The 14,866-nt window shown below is 69.2% G+C and carries 15 protein-coding genes; 9 read left to right on the forward strand and 6 right to left on the reverse strand.

Annotation, left to right across the window (positions count from 1 at the left end):
* Positions 1-806: 806 nt before the first annotated feature.
* Positions 807-2,603 (reverse strand): chromosomal replication initiator protein DnaA, encoded by a 1,797-nt coding sequence (gene dnaA / locus ACFYX3_RS16230; protein WP_389013443.1) that lies wholly within the window; start codon positions 2,601-2,603, stop codon positions 807-809.
* A 419-nt stretch (positions 2,604-3,022) separates the two neighbouring features.
* Here dnaA and rpmH point away from each other — a divergent pair, with 419 nt between their 5' ends.
* The 9 genes from rpmH (at position 3,023) to ACFYX3_RS16275 (ending at position 9,704) form a co-directional block, all read left to right on the forward strand.
* Positions 3,023-3,160 carry a 50S ribosomal protein L34 gene (gene rpmH / locus ACFYX3_RS16235; protein ID WP_007265229.1) on the forward strand — a complete coding sequence of 46 codons (138 nt, stop codon included), beginning with the start codon at positions 3,023-3,025 and terminating at the stop codon, positions 3,158-3,160.
* 21 nt (positions 3,161-3,181) lie between these two features.
* Positions 3,182-3,553, forward strand: coding sequence for a ribonuclease P protein component (rnpA, locus tag ACFYX3_RS16240; protein WP_376583527.1), 372 nt, complete (start codon positions 3,182-3,184; stop codon positions 3,551-3,553).
* Complete coding sequence (gene yidD, locus ACFYX3_RS16245) at positions 3,550-3,876, forward strand: membrane protein insertion efficiency factor YidD (RefSeq protein ID WP_352018112.1); 327 nt, start codon at positions 3,550-3,552, stop codon at positions 3,874-3,876. The genes rnpA and yidD overlap by 4 nt, the downstream gene beginning before the upstream one ends.
* Positions 3,877-3,879: 3 nt before the next feature.
* Positions 3,880-5,196, forward strand: a complete 1,317-nt coding sequence (gene yidC, locus ACFYX3_RS16250; protein ID WP_389013448.1) for a membrane protein insertase YidC — start codon at positions 3,880-3,882, stop codon at positions 5,194-5,196.
* A gap of 29 nt (positions 5,197-5,225) precedes the next feature.
* Entirely contained in the window at positions 5,226-5,738 is a 513-nt protein-coding gene (locus tag ACFYX3_RS16255; protein ID WP_030685783.1) for a R3H domain-containing nucleic acid-binding protein, read from the forward strand.
* A gap of 118 nt (positions 5,739-5,856) precedes the next feature.
* Positions 5,857-6,573 (forward strand): 16S rRNA (guanine(527)-N(7))-methyltransferase RsmG, encoded by a 717-nt coding sequence (rsmG, locus tag ACFYX3_RS16260; protein WP_376583534.1) that lies wholly within the window; start codon positions 5,857-5,859, stop codon positions 6,571-6,573.
* Between the two features lie 236 nt (positions 6,574-6,809).
* Positions 6,810-7,886: a ParA family protein gene (locus ACFYX3_RS16265; protein ID WP_184931124.1), complete on the forward strand. Its 1,077-nt coding sequence runs from the start codon at positions 6,810-6,812 to the stop codon at positions 7,884-7,886.
* Positions 7,883-8,923 (forward strand): ParB/RepB/Spo0J family partition protein, encoded by a 1,041-nt coding sequence (locus ACFYX3_RS16270; RefSeq protein ID WP_389013453.1) that lies wholly within the window; start codon positions 7,883-7,885, stop codon positions 8,921-8,923. Before ACFYX3_RS16265 ends, ACFYX3_RS16270 begins: the two co-directional genes overlap by 4 nt.
* Before the next feature lie 163 nt (positions 8,924-9,086).
* On the forward strand, positions 9,087-9,704 hold the full coding sequence (locus tag ACFYX3_RS16275; RefSeq protein ID WP_376583539.1) for a GNAT family N-acetyltransferase: 618 nt from the start codon (positions 9,087-9,089) through the stop codon (positions 9,702-9,704).
* Positions 9,705-9,799: 95 nt separating this feature from the next.
* Here ACFYX3_RS16275 and trxA read toward each other — a convergent pair whose 3' ends face one another.
* The 5 genes from trxA to ACFYX3_RS16300 form a co-directional block, all read right to left on the reverse strand.
* Entirely contained in the window at positions 9,800-10,138 is a 339-nt protein-coding gene (trxA, locus tag ACFYX3_RS16280; RefSeq protein ID WP_376583540.1) for a thioredoxin, read from the reverse strand.
* 45 nt (positions 10,139-10,183) lie between these two features.
* Positions 10,184-11,149, reverse strand: a complete 966-nt coding sequence (gene trxB, locus ACFYX3_RS16285) for a thioredoxin-disulfide reductase (protein WP_116159980.1) — start codon at positions 11,147-11,149, stop codon at positions 10,184-10,186.
* Between the two features lie 137 nt (positions 11,150-11,286).
* Positions 11,287-12,249, reverse strand: coding sequence for a hypothetical protein (locus ACFYX3_RS16290; RefSeq protein ID WP_389013458.1), 963 nt, complete (start codon positions 12,247-12,249; stop codon positions 11,287-11,289).
* Positions 12,246-12,956: an RNA polymerase sigma factor SigM gene (sigM, locus tag ACFYX3_RS16295; RefSeq protein WP_376583543.1), complete on the reverse strand. Its 711-nt coding sequence runs from the start codon at positions 12,954-12,956 to the stop codon at positions 12,246-12,248. Before sigM ends, ACFYX3_RS16290 begins: the two co-directional genes overlap by 4 nt.
* Positions 12,957-13,064: 108 nt before the next feature.
* A complete protein-coding gene (locus ACFYX3_RS16300; protein ID WP_389013462.1) occupies positions 13,065-14,789 on the reverse strand; it encodes a protein kinase family protein in 1,725 nt (574 codons plus the stop codon).
* Positions 14,790-14,866: the final 77 nt, after the last annotated feature.

The raw sequence follows: 14,866 nt of genomic DNA on the forward strand, positions 1-14,866 counted from the left end.
TGGCTCTTCGTCGACTGCGGGAACCAGTCTGACGTACGCCACCGACACTCGGTGCTGCTCGGGGTCAAGTCGAGACGAGAGCGCGTCGAGGCTCCGGCGCCGAGTTGTGCACAGGTCCCACTTCGAAGCGAATTCCGGGCTAACTCTATGTGGGAGTAGTAGTAGGGCCTGTGGAAACCGTGGATAACGTCGTTTTCGCAGGTCAGGTCCAGTTTTTTGTCCACTGGTCCTGTGGGTGGAACCCGTGGACAACCGAGGGGTTCTGTGGACACCCGAAAGTTCTGCACAGCCGGTACACAGGCCATGGGGAGTTCTCCCCAGCGCTGTCCCCAGCTTTCCCCAGGTTCCCCACAGCCCAAACGTCTCCCTTGGTGTGACGGCTTTCACTCGGGCTGGTGAGAGGGGGTGTTTCGTTGCCGAACAGTGGACAGCGGTGTGGAGAAGCTGTGGGCAACCGACCTCTCCCTGTGGGCAGCCGGTGGACAACCTTCAGAGCCCCCTGTGGACGAAAGATTCATCCACAGGCTGTGGATGGCGTTTGCCAACAATTCCACAAGGGTCTGACCTGGGGTGATGATCTGTCATCAGGCCTACCTGTGGACACGATCCGGATAACTCGCCAGTCCCCACCCTGTGGACGGGAGATCATCCCCCAATCTGTGGAGAACCTGCCACCGGAACGAAGTAATCGAACACGGCAGGGGCGGTCGGGGACGGCCGAGGACGGCGGGGAACGCCGAAGGGCGCCCCGGGAGGTGTCCCGGAGCGCCCTTCGAGAGGCCGTGGAGTGGTCCTGGAGGCCTGTGTCAGCCGTTCTTGATGCGGTTGGTGAGCTCGGTGACCTGGTTGTAGATGGAGCGCCGCTCCGCCATCAGGGCACGGATCTTCCGGTCCGCGTGCATCACCGTCGTGTGGTCGCGGCCGCCGAACTGCGCGCCGATCTTCGGCAGCGACAGGTCCGTGAGCTCACGGCACAGGTACATGGCGATCTGCCGGGCCGTCACCAGGACGCGGCTGCGCGAGGATCCGCAGAGGTCCTCCACCGTCAGACCGAAGTAGTCGGCCGTGGCCGCCATGATGGCGGGAGCGGTGATCTCCGGCGAGCTGTCCTCGCCCCCGGGGATCAGGTCCTTGAGGACGATCTCGGTCAGTCCGAGGTCCACCGGCTGCCGGTTGAGGCTCGCGAAGGCCGTCACCCGGATCAGCGCGCCCTCCAGCTCACGGATGTTCCGCGAGATCCGGGAGGCGATGAACTCCAGTACCTCCGGCGGGGCGTTGAGCTGCTCCTGCACCGCCTTCTTGCGGAGGATCGCGATGCGCGTCTCCAGCTCCGGCGGCTGCACATCGGTGGTGAGGCCCCACTCGAAGCGGTTGCGGAGCCGGTCCTCCAGGGTCACCAGCTGCTTGGGCGGCCGGTCCGAGGACAGCACGATCTGCTTGTTGGCGTTGTGGAGCGTGTTGAAGGTGTGGAAGAACTCCTCCTGCGTCGACTCCTTGCTCGCCAGGAACTGGATGTCGTCGACCAGCAGGATGTCCACATCGCGGTAGCGCTTGCGGAACGCGTCGCCCTTGCCGTCGCGGATCGAGTTGATGAACTCGTTGGTGAACTCCTCGGAGCTCACGTACCGCACGCGCGTGCCCGGGTAGAGGCTCCGCGCGTAGTGCCCGATCGCGTGCAGCAGGTGGGTCTTGCCGAGGCCCGACTCCCCGTAGATGAAGAGCGGGTTGTACGCCTTCGCCGGCGCCTCGGCGACCGCGACGGCGGCCGCGTGCGCGAACCGGTTCGAGGAACCGATGACGAAGGTGTCGAAGAGGTACTTGGGGTTCAGGCGCGCGTGCTGCTCGTTCGGGCCGCCGGCGCCCTGCCCGGCGGACGAGGAGCCGTGACCGCCGCCCGGCACGCCGCCGGGCCCGGGCACCGGACCGCCGGGGCGGGGGCCGGGACGGGGACCGTGGTTCTGCGGGTCGGGCAGTTCGGCGCGCTCGGGCCGCTGCTGCTCGTAGCCGCGGGTCGGCTCGTCGTAGCGGGTCCCCCGGGACTGCTCGGGTCCGGTCGGGCTGCTGGGGCCGGTGTACGGGGCGCGCTCCTGGTAGCCGCCGAGCCGCGGCTGCTGCCAGGAGAGGTCCTCCTGGGTGCGCGGCCAGGCACCGGGCTCGGGCCGCTGCTGCTGGTAGTCCGGATAGGCGGGGCGCGCGGTGGGCAGCCCGTCGTCGGGCATCGGCCGGTGGCCGTAACCGTCGTACTTCTCGTACGGCTCGGGCTGCGCGCGCTCGTCGTAGCGGGGCTGCTGCGGCTGCTGCACCGGGGGCGCCGGCGGCGTCGGCTCGCCGACGGAGTCGTCGACGGTGATCGCGATCCGGATCGGCCGGCCGCACTCACGGCTCAGGGTCTCGCTGATCAGCGGAGCGAGCCGGCCCTCCAGGACCCGTTTCCCCCACTCGTTGGGCACGGCGAGGAGAGCGGTGTCGGCGACCAGGGCGAGCGGCTGGCAGCGCTCGATCCACTGCTTGTCCTTGGGCTCGATGCCCTGCTGGCCCTCGGCGAGTAGCTGCTCGAGGACGCGTGGCCACACTGCGGCAAGATCGGCAGGTACGTCAGCCACAGGGCACGCTTTCTCGCAGGTCCCACGATGGTGTGGTTCTCGGGGACAGTGGGTCGAAGTCCGTGAGGACGGGTCCGCCCGGGACAGGTGAGGACAGAACGGAAAAGATTGTGGAGACCGTCCACGGTAGTCGGGGCGGATGACGTGGTTCAAGTTGTTGTCCACAGCCTGTGCACAATGGGGGACGACGACAGGGCACAATGGGGGGTGGCGACAGGTCGGTTTGACCGGATGGCGTAGCCGCGCGTACCGTACCCAGGTCGAGTTGTCGATGGCTGCTGCCGCCTGCCTCCGATGGGCAAAGATCACGGTCAGTGATCGTGTAGCGGTGCACTCGGGCGTATTGCGAGCTACTCGTGGGCGCACGGTGACAGCCAGGCGATGTCCCGCCATCTACGAATCATTTCTGGAGCCCCCGAGTGAGCAAGCGCACCTTCCAGCCGAACAACCGTCGTCGCGCGAAGACCCACGGCTTCCGCCTGCGCATGCGTACGCGTGCCGGTCGCGCCATCCTTGCGAACCGCCGTTCCAAGGGTCGCTCGGCGCTGTCCGCCTGATCCGCTTAATCAGGTCATGACGTGCTGCCTACCGAGAATCGGCTGAGGCGGCGCGAGGACTTCGCAACCGCGGTACGCCGAGGTCGCCGGGCCGGTCGCCCGCTCCTCGTCGTCCACCTACGCAGCGGTGCATCGAACCCGCACGCGCCTGGGGAGAGCGCTCCCCCGACGCGTGCGGGTTTCGTCGTGAGCAAGGCCGTGGGCGGTGCGGTCGTACGCAACCAGGTGAAGCGACGTCTGCGCCATCTCGTCCGCGACCGCATTGCCGCGCTGCCTCCCGGTAGCCTGGTGGTCGTACGGGCGTTGCCCGGAGCCGGCGACGCCGACCACGCACAGCTGGCCCGAGACCTGGACGCCGCTCTCCAGCGGCTGCTGGGAGGGGGCGCGCGATGAAGTACCCGCTGCTGGCTCTCATCAAGCTGTACCAGTGGACGATCAGCCCTCTTCTGGGCCCCGTCTGCCGGTACTACCCGTCGTGTTCCCACTACGGATTCACGGCCATCGACCGGCATGGCGCGATCAAGGGCACGGCCCTGACCGCCTGGCGGATCCTGCGGTGCAACCCGTGGTCGCCCGGCGGAGTGGATCACGTCCCCCCGCGCAAGCGCCCCCGCTGGCACGAGATGCTGCGGAACGCGCTGCGCGGCGACAAGGGCGGGTCCCCCGCCGAGACGAGCCCGGCCGCCGAGACCTCGCCCAATGCTCAAGGAGCCTGATTAGTGGACACGATTGCCAGTCTGTTCAGCTTCATCACCACACCCGTCTCCTGGGTGATCGTCCAGTTCCATTCGATGTACGGGGCGATCTTCGGTCCCGACACGGGCTGGGCCTGGGGACTGTCCATCGTGTCCCTGGTGGTGCTGATCCGTATCTGTCTGATCCCGCTTTTCGTGAAGCAGATCAAGTCGACGCGGAACATGCAGGCGCTCCAGCCGAAGATGAAGGCGATCCAGGAGCGCTACAAGAGCGACAAGCAGCGCCAGTCCGAAGAGATGATGAAGCTGTACAAGGAGACGGGTACCAACCCGCTCTCCTCGTGCCTTCCCATCCTGGCGCAGTCGCCGTTCTTCTTCGCCCTGTACCGCGTGCTCTCCAGCATCGCCAACGGCCAGACGATCGGCGTCATCAACGAGGACCTGCTGGCCAGCGCCCGTCAGGCCCACATCTTCGGTGCGCCGCTCGCCGCGAAGTTCACGGACAGCGCCGAGAAGGTCGCTTCGCTCGGTGCCTCGCTGACCGACGTCCGCATCGTCACCGCGATCATGATCGTGATGATGTCGGCCTCGCAGTTCTTCACCCAGCGCCAGCTGATGATGAAGAACGTCGACCTCTCGGTGAAGACCCCGTACATGCAGCAGCAGAAGATGCTCATGTACATCTTCCCGCTGATCTTCGCCGGCATGGGCATCAACTTCCCCGTCGGTGTCCTCGTCTACTGGCTGACCACCAACGTGTGGACCATGGGCCAGCAGATGTACGTGATCAACCAGAACCCGACCCCGGGGTCCAAGGCCCAGGACGCCTACCTCCAGCGCCTGCTGAAGAGCGTCACGCACAGCGGTGAGGTCAAGGGCCGCCGTCGGAAGAACATCGTCAAGGTCATCGTCGCCAAGGGCAGCGACCGCAACGAGAACGAGCGCCGCTTCTTCGTGGGCCTGTCCAAGGCCGGCTTCGCCGCCCAGGCGGACGGCACCGTGATCAAGAGCGACACGCTCGTGGCCGAGGCCGAGGGCGGTGCCGCCGCCAGGCGCCAGCAGCCCAAGCGCCAGACCAAGGCCCAGCGCCAGTCCTCCGGAGCCCAGCAGCCCGTGGCGAAGGACTCCGAGGAAGGCTCCGAGCCGGCCGCCGACGAGGCGACCACCTCGCTCGAGAAGAAGCCCCAGGATTCGGCCACGACCGAGGCCAAGGGTCAGGCGCAGGGCGACAAGCCCCAGCGCGGCAGCCGTGCCAACTCCGGTGGCTCCCGTCAGGGCAAGTCCGGCCAGGGTCAGCGCAAGGGCCAGCAGCGGCCCAAGCACCCGTCCTCCAAGAAGTAAGCCTCCACGAAGCAAGAAGGAGTCCATCCGTGACGGAAGGCACCACCTCCGCCGCCGCCGAGGGTGGCGACACCCTGACCCGCCTGGAGCAGGAGGGTGAGATCGCGGCCGACTACCTCGAGGGCCTGCTCGACATCGCCGACCTCGACGGCGACATCGACATGGACGTCGAGGCGGACCGGGCCGCGGTCTCGATCATCAGCGACTCCAGCAGCCGCGACCTGCAGAAGCTCGTGGGCCGCGATGGCGAGGTCCTGGAGGCCCTCCAGGAGCTGACCCGTCTCGCCGTGCACCGCGAGACCGGTGACCGCAGCCGCCTGATGCTCGACATCGCCGGCTTCCGGGCCAAGAAGCGCGCCGAGCTCGCCGAGCTGGGTGCCAAGGCCGCGGCCGAGGTGAAGTCCACCGGCCAGCCGGTCAAGCTGGACCCGATGACGCCGTTCGAGCGCAAGGTCGTGCACGACGCGATCGCCGCCGCCGGTCTGCGCAGCGAGTCCGAGGGCGAGGAGCCGCAGCGCTTCGTCGTCGTGCTCCCGGCCTGACCCCTCACGTAGTGTCGGCCCCGTCTGTTCGCAGGCGGGGCCGATCTTTGTCAGCCTTGATAGTCAGCCACCACAGTGCGCTCGCACGCGAGGCGTGCGGTACGGAAGGACGGTTCCCGTGACGGAGGCAGCGGAGCTCCCCGAGGCGCCGGAGCAGGCGCGGACAGTCTTCGGTGAGTACTTCCCGGAGGCCGTGCGGTACGCGGAGCTGCTCGCGGACGCGGGTGTGAAGCGCGGCCTGATCGGCCCGCGCGAGGTCCCGCGCCTGTGGGAGCGCCACCTGCTGAACTGCGCCGTCCTCGGTGAGGTTGTCCCCGAGGGCGTCACGGTCTGCGACGTGGGCTCGGGAGCCGGTCTGCCCGGCATCCCCCTGGCCCTGGTCCGGCCCGACCTGAAGATCACGCTCCTGGAGCCGCTCCTGCGCCGGACGAACTTCCTCCAGGAGGTCGTCGAGCTGCTCGGCCTCGACCACGTCACCGTGGTCCGCGGGCGCGCGGAGGAGATGCTCGGCAAGATCACGCCGGTGCACGTGGTGACCGCCCGCGCGGTGGCTCCGCTCGACCGGCTGGCCGGCTGGGGCGTTCCCCTGCTGCGTCCGTACGGAGAGATGCTGGCGCTCAAGGGCGATACCGCGCAGGAGGAGATCGACGGCGCTCGCGCCGCGCTCTCCCGGCTCGGTGTGGTGGAGACCTCGGTGCTTCAGGTGGGCGAGGGCATCGTCGACCCGCTGTCCACGGTCGTGCGGGTGGAGTGCGGCGAGAGCCCCGGCGGTGTGCGGTTCGCGGCCAAGCGGGCCAAGGCCGCCCGGACGAGCAAGACCCGCCGGCGCCGCTGAGCGTCGCATACGTACCATTTCGGAGTGTCGAACGGTCCCGGCCGGGCGGCAGGGGCATCGTGTTTCACGTGAAACGTCGCTCCCTGCTGCAGGGGATCATCAGCCGCGGTCGCGCGGCTGCCACGCCCCGGGACCGTATGCCCCGTGTGAAGCCACCCGTGAGGGTTACGGAGTTGTCCACAGAGGTGGATTCACCCACAGAACCACCTACCTCGCTGGTTCACGACCCCGAAAGCATGGCAGGCTCTCCTCATCGCGAGCCTGAAGCCGAGGAGAGTGAATCCTTGCGGTCCGACGCCAACATCGCGGGACCGATGACCGATCCGGTCCCCGGTCCCCGAACCGAATCGGTGGGGGAGGATGTTTCACGTGAAACACCGCCCCCGATGGACGACACCCCCATCGGTCGTGCTGCCCAGCTGGCAGTAGAGGCGCTGGGTCGTGCCGGTGAGGGACTTCCCCGCCCGGCCCAGACGCGCGTCATGGTGGTCGCCAACCAGAAGGGCGGCGTGGGCAAGACGACCACGACGGTCAACCTTGCCGCCTCCCTGGCGCTGCACGGCGCTCGTGTCCTGGTCATCGACCTGGACCCGCAGGGCAACGCCTCCACGGCACTCGGCATCGACCACCACGCCGAGGTCCCCTCGATCTACGACGTCCTGGTGGACAGCAAGCCGCTCTCCGATGTGGTGCAGCCGGTCATGGACGTCGAGGGCCTCTTCTGTGCCCCCGCCACCATCGATCTCGCCGGTGCGGAGATCGAGCTGGTGTCCCTGGTGGCGCGTGAGAGCCGCCTGCAGCGGGCGATCCAGGCCTATGAGCAGCCGCTGGACTACATCCTGATCGACTGCCCGCCCTCGCTCGGCCTCCTCACGGTCAACGCCATGGTGGCGGGCGCGGAGGTCCTGATCCCGATCCAGTGCGAGTACTACGCACTGGAGGGACTCGGTCAGCTTCTGCGGAACGTCGAGCTGGTGCGAGGGCACCTCAACCCGGGGCTCCACGTCTCGACGATTCTGCTCACCATGTACGACGGCAGGACGAGGCTCGCCTCCCAGGTCGCCGACGAGGTGCGCAGCCACTTCGCCGAGGAGGTGCTCCGGACCAGCATTCCGCGGTCCGTCCGCATCTCGGAGGCACCGAGCTACGGGCAGACGGTCCTCACCTACGACCCGGGCTCCAGCGGCGCCCTGTCATATCTCGAAGCGGCCCGTGAGATCGCCCTGCGGGGGGCCGCCGTGCACTACGACCCGCAGCACGCCCATGTCGGGCACCAGAACAACCAGCGCAGCATGTCGGAGGGGATCCAGTGAGTGAGCGACGTAGGGGGTTGGGGCGTGGACTCGGTGCGCTGATCCCTGCTGCTCCCCAGGAACGGCCCGTGGAGCGAGGGGTGGCCGCCGCGAAGCTGGCGACGCTGCCGCAGAGCCCGCAGGCCCCGGAGTCGAGCCCGACGTGGAACGAGCCCGCGCCGGTGGCGCTGCCGGAGCCTCCGGCCGGGGCCTACTTCACCGAGCTGCCGATCGACGCGATCGTTCCCAACCGGCACCAGCCCCGTGAGGTCTTCGACGAGGACGCGCTGGCGGAGCTCGTCACCTCCATCAAGGAGGTCGGTCTGCTCCAGCCCGTGGTCGTGCGCAAGATCGAGGCCGACCGCTACGAGCTCGTCATGGGTGAGCGTCGTCTGCGGGCTTCGACGGCGGCCGGCCTGGAGCGAATCCCGGCGATCGTCCGGGACACCGACGACGAGAAGATGCTCCTGGACGCGCTCCTGGAGAACCTCCACCGGGCCCAGCTGAACGCGATCGAGGAGGCCCACGCCTACGAGCAGCTGCTGAAGGACTTCGGCTGCACGCACGACCAGCTCGCGGAGCGGATCGGGCGGTCCCGCCCGCAGATCTCCAACACGTTGCGTCTGCTGAAGCTCTCCCTTCCGGTGCAGCGGCGGGTCGCCGCCGGAGTGCTCTCCGCCGGCCATGCCCGGGCCCTGCTCGGTGTGGAGGATCCGGACGCCCAGGACAAGCTGGCGTACCGGATCGTCTCCGAGGGCCTCTCGGTGCGCAGCGTCGAGGAGATCGTGAGCCTCATGGGCTCCGAGGAGCCCGTGTCGGCGGCCAAGCCGAAGGGCCCGCGTGCCGGTGCCCGGGTCTCGCCCGCGCTCACGGACCTCGCTTCCCGGCTCTCGGACCGCTTCGAGACGCGGGTGAAGGTCGACCTGGGGCAGAAGAAGGGCAAGATCGTCGTCGAGTTCGCCTCGATGGACGATCTGGAGCGGATCCTCACGACCCTGGCCCCCGGCGAGGGGCGGGTCATGGACCGCAGGAACGCCGAGCAGGTCGTCGAGGGCTGATCCCTCGTCCCGCTCGCTGAGGCCGCAAAGGGCGGGCCGTGTTCCGGTCTTCACCGGAACACGGCCCGCCCTTTGCCTGTGCGCGGTATCGCCCCGATCGCCCGATCGATACGATTCCGAGAGGCGTATCCGTGCTCGATGGCAAGGGAAACGAGGAGCTGCCGTGGGGCGTCGGCTCGTACCGCTCACGTTGGACAACCTTCCGGATCTGCCCAAGCGGTGTCGCTCCTGTGTGTTCTGGGAGCTCGACCCGGTGAGCGGTGAGGCGGCGGTGAAGGCGGGTCGCCCGGAGCTGGAGAAGGAGTCCTGGATCTCGGCCGTTCTCCTGGAGTGGGGTTCCTGCGGCCGGGTGGTCTACGTCGACGAGGTACCGGTCGGTTACGTCCTCTACGCTCCCCCGGCCTATGTGCCGCGTTCGACGGCCTTCCCGACGAGCCCCGTGGCGGCGGACGCCGTCCAGTTGATGACGGCGTGGATCATGCCGGGCTATCAGGGGCAGGGCCTGGGGCGGGTGATGGTGCAGACCGTGGCCAAAGACGTGATGCGGCGGGGCTTCAAGGCGATCGAGGCGTTCGGAGACGCCCGGTGGAAGGAGCCGGCCTGTGTGCTGCCGGCCGAGCATCTCCTCGCGGTGGGCTTCAAGACCGTCCGCCCGCACCATGCCTTCCCCCGGCTGAGGCTGGAGCTCAGGACGACGCTCTCCTGGAAGGAGGACGTCGAAATGGCTCTGGATCGTCTGCTCGGCGCCGTGCAGAAAGAGCCGATCCTGCGGCCTCTTTAGCTTCGGACGCTTCGGACGCTTCGGACGCCTCGGAGAACGAGAACGGCCCGCCCCCACAGGGGGCGGGCCGTTTCACGTGAAACATGCGGTGGGTGTCAGGCCTTCGTGGGCTCGACGAAGCCCTCCAGGTCGCGGAGGATCGCGGCCTTCGGCTTGGCGCCGACGATGGTCTTCACGACCTCGCCGCCCTGGTAGACGTTGAGCGTCGGGATCGACATGACGCCGTACTTGGCGGCCGTGCCCGGGTTCTCGTCGATGTTGAGCTTCACGACCTCGATCTCGCCGTGCTCCTTGGCGATGGCCTCCAGCGACGGGGCGATCTGACGGCACGGGCCGCACCAGGCAGCCCAGAAGTCCACCAGGACGGGCTTGTCGCTCTTGAGCACGACCTCGTCGAAGTCTGCGTCGGTCACGTTCCTCAGGTCGCCGGCCACGGCGGCCTCCTTATCTCGCGGGGTGTGGGGTGGGGAGAGACGGGGTCAGACCGCGGGGGTCTCGGCCAGCTTCTCGCTGTCGGCGAGGGCGGCCAGGAAGCGCTCGGCGTCGAGCGCGGCGGAGCAACCGGTGCCCGCGGCCGTGATGGCCTGGCGGTAGGTGTGGTCGACGACGTCACCGGCGCCGAAGACACCCGTGAGGTTCGTGCGCGTCGACGGGGCGGCGACCTTGAGGTAGCCCTCCTCGTCCAGGTCCAGCTGGCCCTTGAAGAGCTCGGTCCGCGGGTCGTGGCCGACGGCGATGAAGAGGCCGGTGACGGGGAGCTCGCGGGTCTCGCCGGTCTTCGTGTCGCGCAGGGTCAGACCGGTGAGCTTCTGGTCGCCGTGGATCTCGGCGACCTCGCTGTCCCAGGCGAAGGAGATCTTCGGGTCGGCGAAGGCACGCTCCTGCATGGCCTTGGAGGCGCGCAGGGTGTCCCGGCGGTGGACGATCGTGACGGACTTGGCGAAGCGCGAGAGGAAGGTGGCCTCCTCGATCGCGGTGTCGCCGCCGCCGACGACGGCGATGTCCTGGTCCTTGAAGAAGAACCCGTCGCAGGTGGCGCACCAGGAGACACCGCGGCCGGAGAGCACGTCCTCGTTGGGGAGGCCGAGCTTGCGGTGCTGGGAGCCGGTGGTGACGATCACGGCCTTCGCGCGGTGCACGGTGCCGGCGGTGTCGGTGACGGTCTTGATGTCACCGGTCAGGTCCACGGCGATGACGTCGTCGGGGACCAGCTCGGCGCCGAAGCGCTCGGCCTGGGCCCGCATGTTGTCCATCAGGTCCGGGCCCATGATGCCGTCACGGAAACCGGGGAAGTTCTCGACCTCGGTGGTGTTCATGAGGGCGCCACCAGCGGTGACGGCACCTTCGAAGACCAGGGGCTTCAGCGACGCTCGGGCCGTGTAGAGCGCGGCGGTGTAACCCGCGGGACCGGAGCCGATGATGATCACGTTACGGACGTCGCTCACGGGTTTCTTCCTCGTCTCTGCAGACTGCCACTGCCTACGGGGGCGGTTGTCGGTCGCTCTCACCCCACCCAACGGATCCTAAGGGGCGTGCATTCCCGAGACCGCCGCGCGGCACCGTGCTCGGACAGGAAGCGAGGTCAGGAGCGTGGATACGTCCGGCTGAGCAGAAGATCGGCGGCCGGGCTTCCGCTCTCCGTGGGCTTCTCGGCGCAGGAGGCGTCGAGCACGTAGGCCTGGACCCGGGTGGTGTCCGCCGGATCCGTCAGGACGAGCAGATAGGCGGGCTTTCCCTGGTACTCGCCGCGCTCGTAGCCGAGCACCCCGTCGCTGCGGCCCGTGCCGGCCAGGACACAGCCGGGGACGGCGCCGTCCTTGTTGCGCTGGGGCGTCTCACCACCGGTCTGGGCTGACATCGATTCGGGCCCGACTCCCTGGGGCGTCTTGGGCGCGGGGGCCTCGGTGAGGAGGGCGTGGACGCGGTCTTCGACGGGTGCACCGGAGAAGGGGTTGAGGGCGGCGCTGGCGACGGCGTCGGCCTTCTTGGCTCCCTGGTCCGCGCTGCCTGCGGTCACGTTGCCCGTCTGGCTGAGATACAGGCTCGTTCCGAGGACCACGGCTCCGAAGGCGGCGCCGACCGTGGAGAGCAGCGCGATGCGGCGGCGGGGCTTTCCAGGGCGTCCGGGGCCGGTGCCGGCCCGGGAGCGCCCGGCAGGGCGGTCCGCGACCGGAGAGGCCGAGCCGGAGGGAATCCTCTCGGCCGAGGAACGCCGTGTTTCACGTGAAACAGGGGAGTCGCTCGCCAGGTTCTCCGGGCTCTTCGGGTTCTCCGGGGAGGTGGCGTTGAGGAGGGCTTCGGCGGCCAGGGCGGCGTCGATCCGCCCGGCGATCTCGGCGGGCATACGGGGCGGCCCGGGCAGGGTCCCGAGGAGGCCCCGGATCTCCTCCAGGGAGGAGCGCACGTCCGCGCAGAGGGCACAGCCGTCCACATGCCGTCGTACGGCCGCCGAACGGGACGGCGGAAGCAGCCCCTCGGTCAGATCGGAGATCTCCGAGACGTCCGGGTGCTGTGTGGTGTCGGCCCTGCCGGCCGTGGAAGTCACGTGCGCCCACCTCCGCCCTTCACAGCAGCTGGATCTGTCGGTCCGGTATCCGTCGTCCCCGGCACCGGTGGGACGGATGTCCCCGGCGTCCGGTTCCTTCCCCCTTCGGCGGCCTCGTTACCCACGGTGTCGGCGCGCAGATGAGTGACCATCGGAAGGAGGCGTGCCCGCCCGCGCGCACAGCGGCTCTTCACGGTCCCGGTGGGGACGCCGAGGATACGGGCCGCCTCGGCGACCGGGTATCCCTGCATGTCGACGAGGACGAGGGCGGCGCGCTGGTCCTCGGGGATCGAGGCGAGTGCGGCGAGCAGCTGACGGTGGAGGTCCTGGCGCTCCACGGGGGCCTCGGCCGACTCATGGGGGTCGAGGAGCTGCTCGAAGCGGTCGGTGTCGTCGACGGGGGCGGTCCTGCGGGAGGCGGTCTTGCGGGCACGGTCGAGACAGGCGTTCACCGTGATGCGGTGGAGCCAGGTCGTGACGGCCGACTGGCCGCGGAAGGTGTGTGCTGCCCGGAAGGCGGAGATCAGGGCGTCCTGGACGGCGTCAGCGGCCTCCTCGCGGTCTCCCAGCGTCCGCAGGGCCACCGCCCACAGCCGGTCACGATGCCGCCGCACGAGCTCACCGAAGGCGTCGGGGTCCCCGGCGACATGGCGGGCGAGGAGTTCCTCGTCCGTCGCCGTCCGGGGGTCGTCAGCCGGAGGCGTCACGGTTCCCCTCCTCGCTCGGCAGCCGTGCAGGCATTCAATCCGGTCCGTGCCCGGAAGTAAATGAGCGCCGAGCTGGGCTCGGCGCTCATCGGTGGGGCGAGGTGGTGTCTACTCCGCGGTCCCCTGGAAGGACACGTTCGTGATGGCCTGCTTGTAGCCGGGCCCGAAGTACTGGTCACCGCTCGCGTACGGCGCGGCCGTCAGCCAGAGGAGCACGTAGCGCGTCTTGACCGGTGTCTTCGTCTCCGGCTTCGCCGTCGAGTCCGAGGTCTCGACGGCGGCGATCCGCTTCATCGAGTCGACGGAGCCCGAGGGGCTCAGCGAATCCGTCGCGTACAGGGTGATCGCGGTCTGCGGGCCGCCGTAGCGGAGCGCTATGGAGGCCGAGGTCACGTTCTGCTCGCTGCCCAGGTCGTAGACGATGCCGACGCCCTGCTTGTAGGGAGCGAGGACGGGACCCTCCTGGAAGGTCCTGGTGCGCCAGTACGTGGAGGCGTCGCTGTCGTACGTGTTGGCGACCTCACTCGCGTCCTGCGCCCTGCCGTCGGGGGCGTACTCCTCGGCCCCTGCGATGGCCAGCGGCTTCGGCGGTGCGGGCTTCTCGTCGACGGTCGGCGAGGTGACCGGGGGCTCGGGGTTCTTGCCGTCGGGCGCGAGCAGCCGGTCCGCGATCTGCCAGCTGCCGAGGCCGAGGGCGGCGATCAGCAGTGCCGAGACGGCCCACTTCAGCGCCTTGCCCGTGCGGCTCTGCAGCGGGGGCGGCGGGACGACGACCGGCTGGGTGACCGCGGGACGCGGCTGGGGGCGTCCGTAGGTGCCCTGCTGGTACGTCGTGTGCTGGTACTCGGGCGGGGCGGTGAACTCCGGCTCCGGCGGCTTGACGCGGGGCATCGCCGCCACGGCCTTGGCCAGCTCGTCCGGAGTGGTGCAGGGCGGCTCCTGACGCGAGGCGGTGGCCCCGTCGTTGGCGAGCGCGCGCATGGCGATCTCGGAGAGGCCCCGGTGGACGCCGGCACGGACCTGGTCCGGAGGCAGCAGTCCGACGCCCTTGGGAAGCCCGGACAGCCCGTAGGCGTCGCTGTCGTACGGCCAGCGCTGGGTGAGCGCGGCGTACAGCAGGGCGCCGATGGCCTCGGTGTCGGTGCGCTGCGGACGCTCGGCGGTGATGCCGCGCAGGGCGGCGTTCACGGCCAGGCCGCGGATCCGGTACTGGCCGGTGGAGCTGCGCAGCACGGCGCTCGGCGTGAGCCGGAGGTGGGCGAGGCCCTCGCGGTGCGCGGCGGCCATCGCCTGGGAGACCTGGCTGACGAGCTGGTAGGCGTCGTGGGGCTCCAGGGGGCCGGCCGCGAGCAGCGCGGTCAGCTCGGTGGAGTCCGGCAGCCACTCGTGCACGACGTACACGAGGTCGTTCTCCTCGACGGCGTCGAGGACCTGGACGAACCGGGGGTCGCCGAGGAGGGCCGAGGAGCGGGCCGCTGCAAGGACCGACCGGGCTCTGGGGTGGTCGGCCGGCAGCAGGTGGACCCCGACCGCGCGGCGCAGCTTCTCGTCGACGGCACGCCAGCTGCTGAACCCGTCCAGACGGGTGACGCACTCCTCCAGCCGGTAGCGTCTGGCCAGCTTGTGGCCGCTGTGCAGTTCGGGTGCCGAGATGGAGGGCTGTTCACCGCTCTGTCGTTCGACCGCCTTGTTCTCCGTGGCCTCGGCGGTCTTCTCCGCCGTCTTCTGCTCTTCCGCCACCCCGTCGGTCGCGGCCGTGTCCGCCTTGGCGGTCAGCGGGTCGTCACCGCTGTTGTCGGCCACGTCGACGGCAGCCGTGCTACGTTCCGCCACCGTCGTTCCTGCCTCCCCATCCGTTGCGCCACATCCAACAGCCAAGCCAATTGTGCCCACAGTCCGGCGCTATGCAC

The sequence above is a fragment of the Streptomyces sp. NPDC002463 genome (genome assembly GCF_042889835.1).
GTDB classification, from domain to species: Bacteria; Actinomycetota; Actinomycetes; order Streptomycetales; family Streptomycetaceae; genus Streptomyces; species Streptomyces nymphaeiformis.